Source organism: Dysgonomonas reticulitermitis (assembly GCF_054601275.1).
The window spans coordinates 1-16,483 of record NZ_BAAHWU010000058.1 but is presented as its reverse complement, the minus strand read 5'-3'; the positions used below and the strand labels follow the sequence as shown (position 1 = coordinate 16,483).

Genomic DNA, 16,483 nt, shown 5'->3' with positions numbered 1-16,483 from the left:
GGAATCACTTTTGTTTTCTTTTCCTGCGGGTACTTAGATGTTTCAGTTCCCCGCGTTTGCTCACTATTTAATAGTGTAACAGAGTCTTCCTCTGTTGGGTTGCCCCATTCGGACATCCACGGATCAAAGGTTATTTGCACCTCCCCGTAGCTTTTCGCAGCTTATCACGTCCTTCTTCGCCTCTGAGAGCCTAGGCATCCCCCATGTGCCCTTATTTACTTTCTTTTTTTCTATTCGTTTGAAAGTAATTTAGGTTACTAGTGTACTAGTTACTTTTTTTACTCCAAACTCGATCGGTTTTTGGTTTAGGTATGACTAGTAAACTAGTATACTCCTAAACTTAAAAACTAATCCCGGGTTTGATAGATTATTGCTAACCTAACTTTACTTGCTCTTTTTTATACATCATGTCAAAGATCTTTTCGTTAATGTAAATTTAATAATAATGAATTAATTCTTAATTCCTCATTCTTAATTCCTCATTAACCTTGTGGAGAATAACGGATTCGAACCGTCCCGTAAAGCACCTGATTATTCATCCTTTAGCTTCCCCTTTTTCTTCCTGTAACAGGCCGGTAACAAACGCCCTGTCCCTGTACTCCGTCCGAGGCTCCCCTCAAACGCGGATGCAAAATTAGAACTTTTATAACTATCATCCAAACCTTTTTAGCTTTATTTTTGAACTTTTTTAGTTATATCCTGGTTTTCAGCTGTCTAATATCATCTTTTTTCTGCTTTATAACGATTTGGTGACATATCCGAACCGGTAAGCAATAGTAGTTACCTCTTTTTTCATTTCGCCATTCATTTTTCCAATAATTTGATGTTTTTTACAGGTATCCAGCCCATTTCATGGGTCTTTTTATTTTCCGACCACAGCCATCCATTGAGTTCTTCTATTCCTTCAAGAATATCTCCCTCCCTGACTGACATTCAACTCCTTTGCAGAATAATCTTCTATTATGATTCCGTAATTATCCTCGTATCTTATTATTTGTTCCGGGACATATCCTTCGTTAGAACTGTCCGTCTTTATACAGTAAATCCAGCCTTGCCAATGTTCCGATTCGCCTTTAACGATTACTTTTTCGTTACGCTTCACCAGCAACGGGCTGGGAAATTCCGTTTCATGCACTTCATTTACAACATATTCCATATTACTTCTTTTTATAGTTTAATTGAATATTTTCTCATGTGATTTGTCAAAGAAAAATACTTTTTCCTTCCATACTAAGACTGTCGAAAATATCATTTGTAAAGATATTGATTTGTTCCCGATAAATCAATCCAGTAATATTATTTTAGTTTTCAACGCATATGAGAGGATCGCCTTTCGTATTCAATCCTTCTTGCAACGTACGGAAAACATATATTCGCGTCCCAGATACCGCCGGCCTGTCCGATTGTCCATCAGAGCCGGCAGATGGGAGCGGCGCCATTCGTTTCAGCGGCATTGATCGCCGACCCTGAGCCGGCATAAGCAGTAGTATTCCGGATAATCTCTTTCTCCAGCAAAAACCATTCGTAGTCGCTTGGTAAATGCCAGCCGCTCGGGCAAGCGCCCTGTACTCGCTTCTGTTGATTGCTTCCTGTTCCGGGCGGAAAGCCGCTTTCGTTATTAGCAGTTCCTCCGGCGTTATTCACATTCCCGGCTCCATTCTGGCCTCCTTTGCCGGCTGTCGCCGCGTCCCAGGTGTACAAGTAACCTTAATGTGGATTGATGTCATATTCGGCGGATGATGTCGAGCTTATCCCGCTCGGATAACACCAATAAGCGGTGTTGAGCGTTCCTCTGGAATTTGCTGCCGGGCCTTGTAAATTCCGGTACGGATGCGTAATTCCGGCATAAGCTTTAGCGGACAGGTTCGTTATCATCCATCGGCCTGCCGTACCGAACCGGGCTGAATAAAATTCTTCATATACATTTGTTTTAGCCAGATGATGTACAATCGAGTTCCCCCATACATCAGCCCCTTCCTTTTTCCAACTGGAACCATTCCAAATATATATGCCCTGTTGAAAAACCTTGTTGGGATCGGTTTCCGCCGCATCCGATACTTTAATATTATACACGGTAAGGCCGGCATGGCGTTCTTTGATTTTATCCTTGTTGCTGTTCCAGTCCGTATCGTTAGGAATAAAAGGCTCCAGGGTGGTTAAATTTACCAGTTGTACCCGGGATAGCCCCAGACCTCCGGCAGTCGATGTTATATTGGTAGCGTCTGTTACCGATACCGGATCTTTGATTTCATTTGTTTTAAGTTCGAGCAGGCAGGCCGAATTAGGCGCGATACCTGAACCGACGGTGACTTGGGCTTGCATTCCCGACGGAATAATCCATACAATTAATGAATACACTAAAAGTATCCTTTTCATTTTCATTTTCATTTTCATCAAATTACTTATTTATGTTTAATTCTTCGATACAAAAGTAGTTCGTTCCGACTCGGTAAACATAGTTTATTTTGACTAAAAACAGTTCGTTTTACCATTCCAATAGTAAAACAAACCGAAAAAATAGTCTATTTTGCACAAAATATAGTTTTCATGCAACTTTATCAGCTTTTTCCATGTCCATAGGGATTGTTTTTGTCGTAAATCGCAATGATGTCTTGATGAAATTAGCATGACACCACACCTTTAGAGTATGGAAAATAATCAGACAGAAAGGTCTAAGTCTGTACACATTAGGAACCATTGAAAGCTACAAGATTCGGCTTCGCAAATCTAAAGAAGAGTTTCAGAAGAATATTGAGGATTCTGATGAAACGAAGTGTAGTCAATAAAAATCGAACTACTACTGATTCGCATAAATAAAATAACACCAATAGAATATGAAATAGACGGAAAGGAGGTGCATATAAAGTATAAGTAGTAATGTCAATCAGTAGTTAAAGTAGTCAAGTAGTTATCAGTTGCTTAGCAACTTGGAAGTTAAAAAGAAAATCAGACTTCGTTTATATAACTACTTGACTACTAATGAGTGAAACGGGTGATAACTTCTTTGACTACTGATTCGCATTAGTAATTATAAAAACTGAATACCATGTAAAAAAGGTGTAAAAAAATGCCATTCTTCACATCCTGGGAGGTGAAAACAGTGGGAACTATTTTGGGTCTTAACATTATATAGTTAAAATTATAACAGTCAATTTTCGTGCGTTTACCCCTATATGTAAACTACTTGTTCAGATAACAACATTTTTTTTACCTTGCCTGTATTTCGAGGGAGTTATACCAAAATGTTTACGGAAAAATTTAACGAAATAGGTAAAATCAAATCCTAGCTTAGCAGCTATTTCCCCTTGATTGAGAGTAGTATTTTCTATCAACCGTATCGCTTCTATCGATATTTTTTCATTAATATACTCTTTGGCGGAAATACCATGAACAGTATACACAATCTGGGATAGTTTCCTTTCGGATATATTTAATTCTTTTGCGTAAAAAGAAACCTGCTTTTCTGTTTGATAATGTATATCAAGTAAATCTTTGAATTGCGGCAAATAATTTTGTGAATTAATAACAGGATTAAACCCGTTTCTGTGGTTTATATTTCGTTCAATAATTATCAACAAATTATGCAGCCAGTTACGTAACAGTATTATTTCAGTTTCCCGTATTTCCTTTCCGGTTTGTTTTCTCATCAATGAGATATATAAATCCACAGAAGATATCAGATCTTCCGATACTGAAGGAATGATGATATAATCTCTCTTGAATAATGCGCATTGGTTCAGGTAATTGGTCTTTTCTTGCGTTTTTGCAAAAAAAATGGTATTGAAAAGCACCATATCGCCCTTACATTTATGCCTGGAATATCGTTGTAAAATATCATGGTTAACGATCAATAAAGAATTGCAGGGAACATTTATTTTTTTATTTTTAATATAATGGGTATTTTTTTCTCCTTTATACCAGAAAATATGGAAAAAGGAGGCTCTGTGATTCTCGTAAATAGTTTCCTGCGCGATTTTTTGCATATACAATTCTTCGAACGAATTGACTTCGATACCCGGAGATAATAATACCTCTTCGGACAGATAACGGGGACTATCGGTAACCATTTTCGATTTCGTTTAATATTTTCCGGTAATCTATCCTCAGATCCTTTGGATGTATTCTTTTGCGAAGAGAAAAAAATTTAATAAAATTGGATGCGTCATAACCCAATTCATGAGCAATCTGGGTAATAGTCTTATCGCTGAATACCAGCAATTTCATAGCTTCGATCAGAATCCTGTTGGCCAATATTTCTTTAAATGTCTTATGGTAAATAAATTGCAACGATTTGTCCAAAGCTTTTTCGGTAATCCCTATCTTATCCGCATAAAAGCGCTTTCCCTTTTCAAAGAAAGCATAATCATTTACAAGTTCCGAAAACTGCAATGCATAATTTAATAAATGTCCGGATTTTAATTGTCCTTCATAATTTGCTGTAGAGGAGAGCAGAAACAGGTTTACTACTAAATTTCTTAATATAGAAACCTGTAATTTATCATATGGAGAGCAATATTCCTTGTATAACATATCAATGCATTCCTTTTGGGACTCATTAATATAGCCCAGATCAATGATCCCTGTCGGCTGGTTGTGAAAAAACAACAATTTCAACAATATCCGGTATTCATTCGACTCAAAAAATGCCATTGAAATTATAATTACATAACCTTTTATGTGTAAATGGCAAAAAAGAGGAATCAGATATGAATCGACCAATAAGATAGAGTTATTCCTCAGGTAGAGCACTTCTTTTGTTTCGGGCGAAACTTCCCGCGTATATTTTTCAATATAAACAGCATAATAAATGGAGTTGTCACTTATATGATCTAAATAAAACTGATACAACTCCGGGCTATCCGGTAAAAAAACCCAGAATTCAATATCTTTTTTATCCATTATGATGTTTTTACAAACGGGTTTATGTTATTACCCAATGTAATAAATAGGTATACGGAGAAATTGCTAATATAGTTTATGTCCTTATTTAAAAACAAAGATAAATCAAAAATTCGAAATTTTATGGCAGGATATATTGAAATTAAAAAATATTAGGATTTATATCTTTGTTTATAAGGGTTTAATACCCCGTCTGCGATATAATCAAGTCCCTTTTATTTACCGGTGGAAAGCCCCCGTCTTTTATGAACGAATGATACTAAATTTTCTTGTTGTTGACGATACCTTGCCGGGGTAAATCCGGTGCGTCTGCGGAAAAATTTTATAAAGTAAGTCAGGTCAAACCCTAACCGGAGCGCTATTTCTCCCTGATTGAGCGTTGTATTTTTCAGTAACCGAACGGCTTCAGACATTAACCTTTCAGCGATATATCCCTTAGCTGTAACACCATAAGTAGTTAGAACAATCCGAGACAATTTCCTTTCGGATATGTTTAATTCTTTTGCATAAAAAGAAACCTGCTTTTGTGCAGCATACGATGCATCCAGCAGGCTTTTGAACTGTTGTATATAGTGCATATTGCCGGCGAAGGCGATTAGACTTCTTTGCTGACAGAATTCTCTTTCGATTACGATCAGAAGATTATGTAGCCAGTTGCGTAATAATGATATCCGGATTTCCGGTTCTTGGTCGAACTGTGTCATCATCAGGGAAAAATACATGTCTATAATGTGTTCGAAACTTGCGGATTGCAGTTTTACAACCGTAAAATCGTTTTGGAATAATAAACTTTGATTCAGATAATCCGCTTTTTGCTGTGTGCTGCCGAAAAATGATGCGCTGAACACAATAAGCTCCCCTTCCCATCTGTCAGGTGGGAATCGCTGCGCAATATCACGGTTGACGATTAACAGACAGTTTTTCTCCAACTTGATTTTTTTACTGTCTATATAATGAAAATTATCAGCTCCCCTGTATCTGATAATATGAAAGAATGAAGCCCTATGGTAGTCATAAATAGCTTCCTTGGCTATTTTCTTATTATATAGTGTTTCGAACGAATAGATTTCAATGCCCGTTGGGGTCAGTACTTTATCCGGTCTGTAACGTGGAATCTTCGTAACCATTTTCGATCTCATTTATGATTTTGCGAATGTTTTGTCTAAAGTCCTTTGGATACATTCCCTTTTTCCTGTAGAAATAATCGAGGAAATGTGACAGTTCGAATCCCAATTCCCGGGCTATCTGTGTGATGGTTTTATCGCTGAATACCAAGAGATTCATGGCTTTGATTTGCACTCGGTCGGAAAGTATCTCTTTGAACGATTTATGGAAAATAAGCTGCAAAGATTTAGACAATTCTTTTTCGGTAATACCGATCTTTCCTGCATAAAAAGCCCTTTTTTTCTCACTGAATGCATGTGTTTCGGCTAGGTCCGTAAACTGCAAGGCATAGTTTAAATAGTGTCCGGATTTGAATTGCCCCTTATAGCTCACTACAGGAGAAAGCAGGGCGATATTAACCATCAGGTTTTGCAATACCTGTGACTGTAACCCATCGTCGTATGGGGAACAATATTCTGTATATAGTAGTTCCATGCATATTTTCTGTGATTCATTGACACAGCCCATATCAATAATTCCTTCAGGCTTGTCATGGAAAAAACATAATTTCAGCAAGGCCTTGTTCTTGTCGTACTCGCAGAACGCTTCCGATAGTACAATTAGGTAACCGTTCAGTTGTAAGTGACAAAAAAGGGGAACCAGATAAGTATCCAGCAGTAATATTGAATTATCCTTGAGGTGAAGTATATTTTTGGTTTCCATAGAATAGTCTTTCCTGCAATCCTTTATATATAAAATATAATAAAGAGGAGTATTGTTCGCATGTTGCGTATAAAACTTATAAATTTGTGGATCATCTAGTGAAAAAATCCATAGCTCTATATTGTTCTTATCCATCACTATACTTGATTCAGTTTGCTATTTGCAATATACCAAAATAAAAAAGACAAGCTTTTGATTTTGTGTTGCTAACTTTGATAAAAAAGAGATTGGCCATAATTACAAAAACTACAGCAATATATATATATTTGATGATATTCTCAAATCTATGGATTCTAAAGAGCGGGAAAATCGTATATGTGGCATAGATAGCTATTTCCAATGGTATTCCTGCGGAATATACATTAACAACAGGTAGCAAGCGCAATTTGTACCGGACTCAGGCGGATGTACAAGGATTACCCACCTATCACTGGCGATGGGCAATCCTTCTAGTGGTGATCATTCTTTTGTCAATACATATATGTCTGCAAATTTATCGGTTATCCACTTGCCATCCATATCCAGCTGCCAGATACGATTTTCGCCTACAAAGTATTTGTCAGGGGCATTTTTGACACCTTCCAAAGTTATAATCTGTCCATCTTCATTCCATGAGTATGATCCCTTTTCTTCGTTTACTCTTGTCCCCTTGCCTTTATAAGAGGTTTTCAACGTATAGGTATATTTCCCCAGAATAAGTACAGTTTCTATACCTTCGCAATCAGCACAAGGTAAGACTCCTTTATATGTGCCTTCATAATTAATACAAGTTCGGGAGTTATCCGCTAACGGAACGGAATCTGTCCGTTCGTTTTTCGTATACCCTCTATTACAGCCGGAAAACAAGACAGCAAAACATAAAACAACTGCTGCCGGAAATAAAGAATGCTTCATAAATTAAATACAATACCGTTTATATTTATAATAAAAATCCATAATAAATTCGCGATACAAAAATAAGGCGGATAAACCATTCCTATGCAACCAAAAACTGCCGAAAAACAGTCCTTTTTGTCCTCCTTTTATAGGACGATACAATCAAGCTATGGAGTTTCTGTCAAATATCGAATTCTCAAATTTCAAATGGCGTATGCCGGAGATGCTCGTGAGCGTGCGTTCTATGCTGATACTCAAAAAATTATTGTAAAAACAGACTGTTTTTTTTGCCCGTTTTTATAGTATAAGTCCGAAACAGACTAATCTTCGGGAATTATTTGTTTCATGAATAAAGGGAATATGGCCTAACTTTGACTACTCGAAAGTAACATCCCGCTTATAATTACCGGCATTCAGGCCTTTGACGCTTAAATAATTAAACCTGTCTTAAACTCTAATAAATATTAATACTTACAAGGAGAGCCTCGTTTACCGGTTGATACGTGTCCTGTTCCGCGAGTTGTTGATAAATTGTAAACAAAACCTATTGAAATACAATACAGGCAGATATGAAAAAATTAAATGATTATCCGTATTTATACCTAAACTCATTTTTATAGCTCACGCAAGCTATGAGCAATCTGCCAAAGAGTGCCTCTCCAAAATATCTCCGGTTGAATTTGTAGCAAAATTCGTCCAAGTAGTTTTGCCGGAACTCCGGCTTGATGTCATGAAAGGTGTTTATCAGTTGCCTTTTAGCGTTACTGATAGCGAAGTGTACCCAGGGCAATACCTCGCCCACTTTCTCCTTGGGAATAACCTGAGCGTTGTGCTTGGGGACAAAATGCTTTAAGTCGACATAAGAGGTCGAATCATCCGTGTCCATTTCTGTGACATTGCCCGTGAGCTCTCCAACGACTTTATTTCTTCCACATCTATAAATATGATTTTCTTTCTTTTAATGTCTAACACGATATTATCAAAAACTTTATAACCGAATAAGGAATCATTAATCGTTAGATTGATAGTGATGTCTTTCCCTATTACTTTATCAAAATACATAGTTTTAGTCTCCATAGGTTCTATAAGTATTCCCGGAGGGCTGAGAAATGGAATTCTCATTACAGTTAATCTTATACTGTCTATAGGTTTCGAATAATACCCGGTGTAAGTTCCCCATTCATCATCCATCCATATGTCTTGAGTAATATACAATTTTAGCGCATCCTCATTATTATTTAAAGTGTCTTTATTTATTATGAGAATGCATCTATAATTCTTTTGCTCTTCTTCCGGAAGATTAAACAGGACAGTTATTTTGTTTTTCCCTGTTAAAGAATCACATAAAAGAACTGAGATTTTCACAGGTACAGTTATATCCTTAACACTACTATTCAAGATTATACCATCATCTTTTATCTTATATTTCCCTGAAGAATGTTTACGTATCAGGCCATAATAATCATAAGTAAATGTGGAATCCTCGGAGAAAGTAAATTCATTTGCGTTTCCACTATTGTTCTTTCCATTGTATAACCCCATCTTGAAAGAAGACGTACAAGAATAGTATACACAAAGAACTATAAAGAAGTAAATAAAATACTTTTTCATGGCAATCCATTTTTACGTCTCTGATCCAACATCTTTTCTATTTGAGCAGGTGATGCTTGAATGCCTTGTAATATATATTTTGCATAAAGATAATTTCTTGTTGTACCATCCATGTTATAAACTCCTCTAACCCAACCTGGTGTTATATCGCTTCGACTCTTGATTCCTCCCCAGTACGAACTAGGCATAGAGCTTAAGTTATAAGAATATTGTCTGCCATAAGCTTTTATTTCTCTAGTATCCCAGTTATCTCCAGTACTTACTCCTCCTTTCCAAAGGTCATAACCATGAGCAGATTCATGAACCCCGTTTTCAGTACTTCCACATCCAGAAATTTGCATTTCAATGACTCTATCAGATCTTTTTATTGCTCCTCCAACATTACCTGAAATCTCTTTATAAGCAAATGTCTGATCTTTAGTATCGCCCATTGCAGTTAATTCGGTAATACCACTTTCTAAATCTTCTATACTAGCGCGAAGCCATAAACCTTCAGCAAGTAATTGACCAGCCTTTTCTGAATCTCCACTTTTAAGAGCTTTTACATAATAGTTCGCAACAGTTTGTCTCTCTTTATCTAAAGAGGGTATACGATCTCTCATATTTGTAGATAATTTTTCAGCGTATTTTCTACTCTTTTCATCTTCCCAATCCATTCCCGTAGGATCAATAAATCTCAAAGAATAACATTTACGATTAAAGCCCAACAAATCGGATTGGCTACTTTCTATGGGAAAAAGTTTAATAACCGCAAAACAGCCAGTGGTGAAATATATAAAAAGGATAGTATGGTCTGTGCTCATCGTACTTACCCTTTCGGAAAGAAACGAATTATAGATCTATCTTACGCTGCAGCCAAAGAGCTGGATATAGTAAAACATGGTGTTATACAAGTTGAAATTTATGAGTATAGAGATAGTTAACTTATCATAAATCGGCGTGACAGCTTGGTAATAGAAAATCAACTTAAGTGAAATAGGATATTATCGTAGGGAAAAACATGTTTAAACGCTTGTGCCTTTAATAAAATGTTATATCTTTGCAGTCGCTAATCACAAAATGGTTCCTTGGCCGAGTGGCTAGGCGCCGGTCTGCAAAACCGTTTACGGCGGTTCGAATCCGCCAGGAACCTCAAGAAAAGCTCCGAAGTCGTTTATTTATAACACTTTCGGAGTTTTTTATTTTTTGGAGGTACGGCGAGAGGTACGGAAGTCTTCCTAATCCAATATTCAGATTACTAATGTATTATACATTTTCTTCAAAAATATATCAAAGGAAATTATTCTATCCCCAGTTTTTTAAAGAATGCTTTATTTCTTCTCCGAGAGTTTACCAATAAAGTTTGGTATGTCATTATCTCAACATATATATTTTCGACAAGTCTCATTAGGCTTTTATACGGAGTTTCTCTAAAGCCTTCTATTTTAGCCCTTGATTTCAGCGAGTTATACGCGTTTATATCACAAACATAGTAAAAGAACACAGGAGTAGATTCGGAAGTCGCTACATGCTTGCCATTTTTATCAATAACTTTTCCTGCATTAACAGCTTCTATCTGAGTACCCATTTGCTTACTAAATTCGTCATAAGTCAATGGTCTGTCAGGGCGTTTAAATTCAAAAATAACAGCAGATGCGACTTCGTCATAATCCGTTTTTTCACCATAGGTATAAGGAACATCATATATAGCTAAGTCGGTTTCTAATCGGCTTTTAGTTTTCCCTTTCTTTGGCTTATGCTTACTTACAGCTTTATCAGAATAAATATACCTATGAAAAGCTAACCTATCATCAAGCAACCATAAATTATGCGAATCATAAGGAGTATTCTCATGGGAGCCACCCATAGCAAAAATCAAATTATGCAACGTAGCTTCTTCTGCATAATTATTATTTTCTTCACACCAATCTAAATATTTATCCAGTAAGTCTATAATAGTTTTCCGATGGGCAACATATTGTCCTAATTTAAGATTACCTTCTTTCGTAATCAAAGAAACAACATCACTTAATAATGACTGATAATCCTTCCTCCGACTAAAGTCTTTTTTCAGCAAACGCTCTCTTTTCTTTCGTATTTCTTTCCTTTTTCTATATTGGTGTTCATGCAAAACATCATCCAGTTTTTTATCATCAGCTGTATCTGGAATAGTAGCAAGAAAGTCATTGTCAATATCCAAAGTCCTGTATTCCAATCCGTCATCGCTATTCATATAGTTATTTACCATACAGCGCAAGTAATTCCTTCTTTTCTCTATGATTTCTTGATACTTTTCCTCCAATCCTTTAATCACAAAAGAATCAATATCTTTTTCGACAACTACCGTCCGATGCTCATCATCAAATTTCAACGAGCCGTCTTCATTCTCAAAATCATCTTGTATTTTAGGAAAAATAATTTCATTTCTTGACATATTAACTTTTCCATCTAAATAATCCGAGACAACATATATCTGCAACCAACAATCTTCTCCCTCATTAACAATTTTAGAGGTGAAAATTGGGAATATTTTATCTATACGTTTACCTCTTACTTTCCTATTATGAGCACATAACAGGTATTCATGAGCTTTTAGCTTGTCATTTTTAACAAAATAACAAATAAAATCATATTTCAGTATCTTATCTTCAATTTTATGCTTTACAAAATCAGTGGGACTGAATTGCTTAGTCAGATTGATAGCCTCATCATCTTCAACAACTCTTATTAAAGGAGCTTTATCACCTAAGTAGTACAATAAACAATGCTCTAAAATGCTATCTGCAATATTTTCTTGAGAATATTTTGCAGTAGCTTGCTTAAACTTATCATTTATATCAGAAAGGGTTATTTCAGTCGTATTCTTTTGAGCTTTTGCTAAAACTGGGTCGTTAGGAATCAATCCGTCTTTACGAGATAATTCAAATGATCTAAGCCATAAGCCTTCATCGCTTGACAATTCTTTATAAATGCTCTTAATCTTGATAGAATTAAAGACTGAGAGCATTGTAAAACGTCCCAATCCTTTCCCTCCAAGATTTTGCTTTTTGGTAGAATGAGACTTTAAAAAGCCGTCATAATAATTGGAATTATTAAAGCCGATTCCATTATCTGCAATTTTAATGCTCTTAATGGGATAATTTCCTTCTTTCTCGAAAAGATTTAATTCTTGTCTATCTCTTTCTATGAAAATCGAAACTTCCCCCTGTACAGAATTATCCGATTTTTGTATTTCATGAATAGATTGTATTGAGTTTACAACAGCTTCAAAAAAAGGGAATAACACATCTGCCTCAGACAGATTGAGTTCCCTGATAATCCCTTCAATATCTGTATTTATATTAGCTCCCATAGCATAATTATTTCGTCAAATATAGCACATTTATCTCGTTCGCAACAAATTTATAATGAATTAGAAAGTTAGTCTTTCTCGGGTATTCTATTTTATTTATCTACTGCTTTGTATTCCACTCTTATTTTCGATTTACAGCATTTTTATATCAAAAGCGAAGCCGAACAAGCCCACGAAGAGAAAAAGCGAAATTTCGGCACGGAAACGATTCGGGCGAAAATTTGCGTCAAAATATACTCCGTAAACCTCTCTTCTAAGGCTTCGTTTCACTCAGCCTTAGAAATACGCTCAACCTCCAATAAATTAGATACCCTATAAAAAAAAACCAGCTTCACATTTCGGTACTCCTACTTTCGATTACAGAGATAAAAGCTCAACGAAGGGCAAACAATATACTGTACCTTCATTTTATAAGCCTTTGCGTTTAGGTTATCACAGAATCTATATATTATCTGGGTAGAGCTTTGTTATTCAACTCCGATTATAGAAACTTATATTTGTACATCTTTGCGTTTCTTAGTTATTCCGTTGCGCTTAGTAGTAAATAACAGTGATACGCAATAGCACCCAATTATATAAGGGTTGTTCTGTATATTCTCTTTTACGCTTCTTTTGTATATACGCAAAGAGGGTTTGCTATTATTACAAGCTCCCAATATATAGGGTATTGGTATTACATACATAGTATAATTATTCTCTATTAATATCATCTTCTCCTTTGAAGAGTATTTTTGCTAAAGCATCGACATTCAAGTTGTCTTCTTTCTTCCCAATTCTTCTCAAATTTTTAAGGATATCAACTTTGAATTTGTTCGCATTATATTTCCGAAGGTTGCTAAACTTGGCTATGACTACCAATGCTTCATTAAGTAAGCGACTTCTTGCATTTCCTGTCCCTCTTTTGAGGCAATTGGCTTCAAATGACACGAAGCCGTCTATTTCCAATACTCTTGCTAACATATATTCCTTTGGGGTCATATCCTTGCTCATTACCAATCTATTTAGCAAAACAACCCGACTTATTTCTTTTACCCAAAAACTGTATAGTTCAAGATAATTATCCAAAATATCCCCGATGGTTTTTATATGCCCCATATCTCTATTGATGAAGGATTGCTTGTCGAACATATTAAATTCTAACCTAAAAAAGTTGTAATTTCTATCGGATAGAGCTTTGAACGCTTTCTTTTTTGCCTCTTGGTCATATTTACCTTTTTTCTTATTCTTATCCAAAAGTTCTTGCGTTTTATCATACATTTTCAAACCAAAATCTTCCCCATTGAAGCCAACCGTTTCACACGAAAAGTTATACCTTTTGAAAGTAGAGTATTTTACAATCATGGGAACAAGTTGTTCTACAGGAATACGAGGTCTAAAATCAAACCTATTTCGCATTTTGTAAAAGTGGCTTTGCGAAAGTCCACCATATCTACACCAAGAATCTTCGCTATTTTCGAGAAGGCTTTATTTGCCGTTTTTTCAGTTAAATCTAAAAGAGAGAATCCGCCAAGATACCACTTCCGAATACTATTTTCAATTTTTAACACTCCATCTTTCCTATTATGCTTTATCAAAAGATACACGTCTTTATCTTCCCCCTCATGATTATACAGCCTATAAACTTCACTTTTATATGATTTGCCTCTTAATTCAAGTTTGGGATTCTCTGATAAGTCACCCCTAAATTTTCGGAGCGTAATTTTTATATTGTCAATCATAGTTTATCTTTTTTCTGATTAGCTATATAATCATCAATGTCTTTTCTGTTAAACATCAAACTTTTACGTCCCTCAATCTTCACATAGGGAAAGTTATCATACATTCTCATGCGATAAAGTGTAGAATTAGAAATTTCGAGCATACTACAAACATCTTTTGCCGATAGCAAATCGGAAGATACTTTTTCTTTCTTCTTCTCTCTTTTTAATTCTTTGAATAATTCCTCCGAAATTTGGTTCTGAATATCAAATAGCTTTTCTTGCATGACAAGAATACCTTTCATATAAGCCTTTTGTCTTCGGAGAAGTTTCTGAATACTATTGACCTCATTTATTTGCTTCATAAATCGAATATTTATCAGTCAAATATAGTCGTTTTTTAAGATATAAACAAAAATATTATACCCAATACACTATTTGAAAAGACAATAGGGAACAACCTGTTAAGTTATTCCCCACTTCTATATATTAATCCAACAACTACTATTTAATAAGCAGAATTTCAATTCGATGATTTTGTCAAATCTTTTAATGCTTCTTGTAAGTCCTTTTTGGTACGAATAGGCTTATATTTATTTCTATTTTGATTTTTCTCAATACCGCTATTTATATTTTGCTTTGCTTGCATTCGTTTTTCTTCAACCGTTTGGTGAGAAACTTTATACCAACCTGCAACTTTTGCATCAACTATTACTGTATCACATATCATTACTCCTTGCTTATTTAGCAGTGCCTCTTCCTCTTCGGTAATCTCAGTACAATTCCAATCGGCTACATTATCATCGGGAGGTAAATAATCATTCAAATCGGCTGTAACATAAGTCTTGTATTTCTTGACCACTTTGGTATCATACAAATACGTTGTACAAATTGATATAGAATCAGATAATTTTCCGTTTCCTAAATACCTCTTTGCTTCGCTGATTGATATTGAAGGCTCTATAAGTAGAGTTTGCGAATAGGAAAGAATGTTAATACAAAGCATGGACGATAGAGTAATGAATAATCTTTTCAAATGTTTCATTTTTGAGATTTTTAAGAATAGCATATTACAAGACTATTCCAGAGAACCGAATTTCAACTGCACAACCTCCTACTTTTTTAGGAAAATACTCATGGATAGTAATAATACAAGAATCATTATCATAATAAGTATCTCCTTCCGAACTATTAAGCTTTACTTCTCCAGTCAAATTATATAATCCTTCTTCGGGAGAAGAATCGGGAGAGGTGGGGTCATATTCCAATCCCGTTATTTTTTCAACAAGTTTGATAAAACTATTTATATTAGGAATCGGCAAATAACAAATCCTTACCTCTCCATCATCGGAAATAATTATATTAACAAATGGATAAGGATTGTAGGTATAAGCTAAAACACCATTTTTCAAATCATAGTTTGCCCTTTTTACTTCTTCTTTCCAAGTCTTTTCATCCCTTTCTATATAAACTCGTTTATCCCTGGTATAAGTAGGTGCTTTGAAAAACGAAGTTGCATTTACATTTCCTTTATAGAATTTCCAAGCATCACTAACCATTTCATGCATTACATCCTCTTGCTTAATAGTTTGGGAACTTGCATTATATCCAATAAACAACAATAGTAGAATTGACAATATTATTTTCTTTTTCATGGCTTATCCTCTCATTATTCTTAAATATTCCTCATCTTTCAGCAACCGCTCTCTTCTTTTCTCTTCGGTTTCTCCAATACAAGAAAGCATTATAATACTGACTATTGGAGTTAGACAAAGTGAGAAAACTACCCAATAAAAAACACTTCGCCCATTTTTGGAAGCCATTTCATAAACATACCAAAAAAGGATAATGGCATTAATAATTATTGCTATCAGGATAACAATAGCAAAGAACCCCATAGAATTAAATTCCGTTTGCATAAATAAATTTATAATCTCCGCAGCCAAAGAGGTTTATATAAAAGAAGAAGTGGGCTGCCGTCCACGCCTATCGGGTATCGCCAAACACCCATATATACATGCACAAACAACCACCCTATATTGGAGAGCTATTCGTACCTTGTATATATTTTCAAAATTTGGCGATTTCGATAGGCAAGGCACCTCTTACTATTTCTAATAACCTGAGTTCCGTATAAGCAACGCTCATTTTTCGCATCTGCTTTGTGGAACAAGAACTTTAGCCCAATGCAAATAGGACAAAGTTTTTGCTATAAAATTAGGAGCAGGATGATTAGCAGAAT

At 35.4% G+C, this 16,483-nt stretch carries 18 protein-coding genes, 1 tRNA gene, 1 rRNA gene and 1 pseudogene; 2 read left to right on the top strand and 19 right to left on the bottom strand.

Annotated features, from left to right (window positions below):
- From ACYPZI_RS14000 to ACYPZI_RS13940, 13 genes and pseudogenes are all read right to left on the bottom strand, one after another.
- Nucleotides 1-225 (bottom strand): 23S ribosomal RNA (locus ACYPZI_RS14000); the annotation flags it as partial.
- 579 nt (nt 226-804) lie between these two features.
- On the bottom strand, nt 805-933 hold the full coding sequence (locus ACYPZI_RS13995) for an SH3 domain-containing protein (RefSeq protein ID WP_459602653.1): 129 nt from the start codon (nt 931-933) through the stop codon (nt 805-807).
- A complete protein-coding gene (locus ACYPZI_RS13990) occupies nt 905-1,156 on the bottom strand; it encodes a hypothetical protein (RefSeq protein ID WP_459602651.1) in 252 nt (83 codons plus the stop codon). Before ACYPZI_RS13990 ends, ACYPZI_RS13995 begins: the two co-directional genes overlap by 29 nt.
- Nucleotides 1,157-1,410: 254 nt before the next feature.
- On the bottom strand, nt 1,411-1,701 hold the full coding sequence (locus ACYPZI_RS13985) for a hypothetical protein (RefSeq protein ID WP_459602649.1): 291 nt from the start codon (nt 1,699-1,701) through the stop codon (nt 1,411-1,413).
- Between the two features lie 6 nt (nt 1,702-1,707).
- The gene (locus ACYPZI_RS13980) at nt 1,708-2,376 is read right to left on the bottom strand and encodes a hypothetical protein (protein ID WP_459602647.1); all 669 of its coding nucleotides are present in this window, start codon (nt 2,374-2,376) and stop codon (nt 1,708-1,710) included.
- Nucleotides 2,377-3,188: 812 nt separating this feature from the next.
- Complete coding sequence (locus ACYPZI_RS13975; protein WP_459602645.1) at nt 3,189-4,067, bottom strand: helix-turn-helix domain-containing protein; 879 nt, start codon at nt 4,065-4,067, stop codon at nt 3,189-3,191.
- Nucleotides 4,054-4,899 carry a helix-turn-helix domain-containing protein gene (locus tag ACYPZI_RS13970; RefSeq protein ID WP_459602643.1) on the bottom strand — a complete coding sequence of 282 codons (846 nt, stop codon included), beginning with the start codon at nt 4,897-4,899 and terminating at the stop codon, nt 4,054-4,056. Before ACYPZI_RS13970 ends, ACYPZI_RS13975 begins: the two co-directional genes overlap by 14 nt.
- 215 nt (nt 4,900-5,114) lie before the next feature.
- Nucleotides 5,115-6,026 (bottom strand): helix-turn-helix domain-containing protein, encoded by a 912-nt coding sequence (locus tag ACYPZI_RS13965; RefSeq protein ID WP_459602641.1) that lies wholly within the window; start codon nt 6,024-6,026, stop codon nt 5,115-5,117.
- On the bottom strand, nt 5,992-6,861 hold the full coding sequence (locus tag ACYPZI_RS13960) for a helix-turn-helix domain-containing protein (protein ID WP_459602639.1): 870 nt from the start codon (nt 6,859-6,861) through the stop codon (nt 5,992-5,994). Before ACYPZI_RS13960 ends, ACYPZI_RS13965 begins: the two co-directional genes overlap by 35 nt.
- A gap of 324 nt (nt 6,862-7,185) precedes the next feature.
- Nucleotides 7,186-7,620: a copper resistance protein NlpE gene (locus ACYPZI_RS13955; RefSeq protein WP_459602635.1), complete on the bottom strand. Its 435-nt coding sequence runs from the start codon at nt 7,618-7,620 to the stop codon at nt 7,186-7,188.
- A gap of 568 nt (nt 7,621-8,188) precedes the next feature.
- Nucleotides 8,189-8,488, bottom strand: a pseudogene (locus ACYPZI_RS13950) (transposase); the annotation flags it as partial.
- Nucleotides 8,452-9,213 carry a hypothetical protein gene (locus ACYPZI_RS13945; RefSeq protein WP_459602634.1) on the bottom strand — a complete coding sequence of 254 codons (762 nt, stop codon included), beginning with the start codon at nt 9,211-9,213 and terminating at the stop codon, nt 8,452-8,454. The pseudogene ACYPZI_RS13950 and the gene ACYPZI_RS13945, both read right to left, overlap by 37 nt.
- The gene (locus tag ACYPZI_RS13940; RefSeq protein ID WP_459602632.1) at nt 9,210-10,016 is read right to left on the bottom strand and encodes a hypothetical protein; all 807 of its coding nucleotides are present in this window, start codon (nt 10,014-10,016) and stop codon (nt 9,210-9,212) included. The genes ACYPZI_RS13945 and ACYPZI_RS13940 overlap by 4 nt, the downstream gene beginning before the upstream one ends.
- A gap of 258 nt (nt 10,017-10,274) precedes the next feature.
- Between ACYPZI_RS13940 and ACYPZI_RS13935 the strand changes: the two genes are divergently transcribed.
- A tRNA-Cys gene (locus ACYPZI_RS13935) sits at nt 10,275-10,345 on the top strand.
- A gap of 147 nt (nt 10,346-10,492) precedes the next feature.
- Here the strand turns inward: ACYPZI_RS13935 and ACYPZI_RS13930 are convergent.
- From ACYPZI_RS13930 to ACYPZI_RS13905, 6 genes are all read right to left on the bottom strand, one after another.
- Nucleotides 10,493-12,544, bottom strand: coding sequence for a hypothetical protein (locus ACYPZI_RS13930; protein WP_459602630.1), 2,052 nt, complete (start codon nt 12,542-12,544; stop codon nt 10,493-10,495).
- 690 nt (nt 12,545-13,234) lie between these two features.
- Nucleotides 13,235-13,939, bottom strand: coding sequence for a hypothetical protein (locus tag ACYPZI_RS13925; RefSeq protein ID WP_459602628.1), 705 nt, complete (start codon nt 13,937-13,939; stop codon nt 13,235-13,237).
- Nucleotides 13,900-14,262 (bottom strand): hypothetical protein, encoded by a 363-nt coding sequence (locus ACYPZI_RS13920; protein ID WP_459602626.1) that lies wholly within the window; start codon nt 14,260-14,262, stop codon nt 13,900-13,902. The genes ACYPZI_RS13925 and ACYPZI_RS13920 overlap by 40 nt, the downstream gene beginning before the upstream one ends.
- Nucleotides 14,259-14,606, bottom strand: coding sequence for a helix-turn-helix transcriptional regulator (locus ACYPZI_RS13915; RefSeq protein WP_459602624.1), 348 nt, complete (start codon nt 14,604-14,606; stop codon nt 14,259-14,261). The genes ACYPZI_RS13920 and ACYPZI_RS13915 overlap by 4 nt, the downstream gene beginning before the upstream one ends.
- 158 nt (nt 14,607-14,764) lie before the next feature.
- Nucleotides 14,765-15,286 carry a hypothetical protein gene (locus ACYPZI_RS13910; RefSeq protein WP_459602622.1) on the bottom strand — a complete coding sequence of 174 codons (522 nt, stop codon included), beginning with the start codon at nt 15,284-15,286 and terminating at the stop codon, nt 14,765-14,767.
- A gap of 25 nt (nt 15,287-15,311) precedes the next feature.
- Complete coding sequence (locus tag ACYPZI_RS13905; protein WP_459602620.1) at nt 15,312-15,896, bottom strand: hypothetical protein; 585 nt, start codon at nt 15,894-15,896, stop codon at nt 15,312-15,314.
- Nucleotides 15,897-16,089: 193 nt separating this feature from the next.
- On the opposite strand from ACYPZI_RS13905, the gene ACYPZI_RS13900 reads away from it, so the two are divergent.
- Nucleotides 16,090-16,359 (top strand): hypothetical protein, encoded by a 270-nt coding sequence (locus tag ACYPZI_RS13900; protein ID WP_459602618.1) that lies wholly within the window; start codon nt 16,090-16,092, stop codon nt 16,357-16,359.
- Nucleotides 16,360-16,483 lie beyond the last annotated feature (124 nt).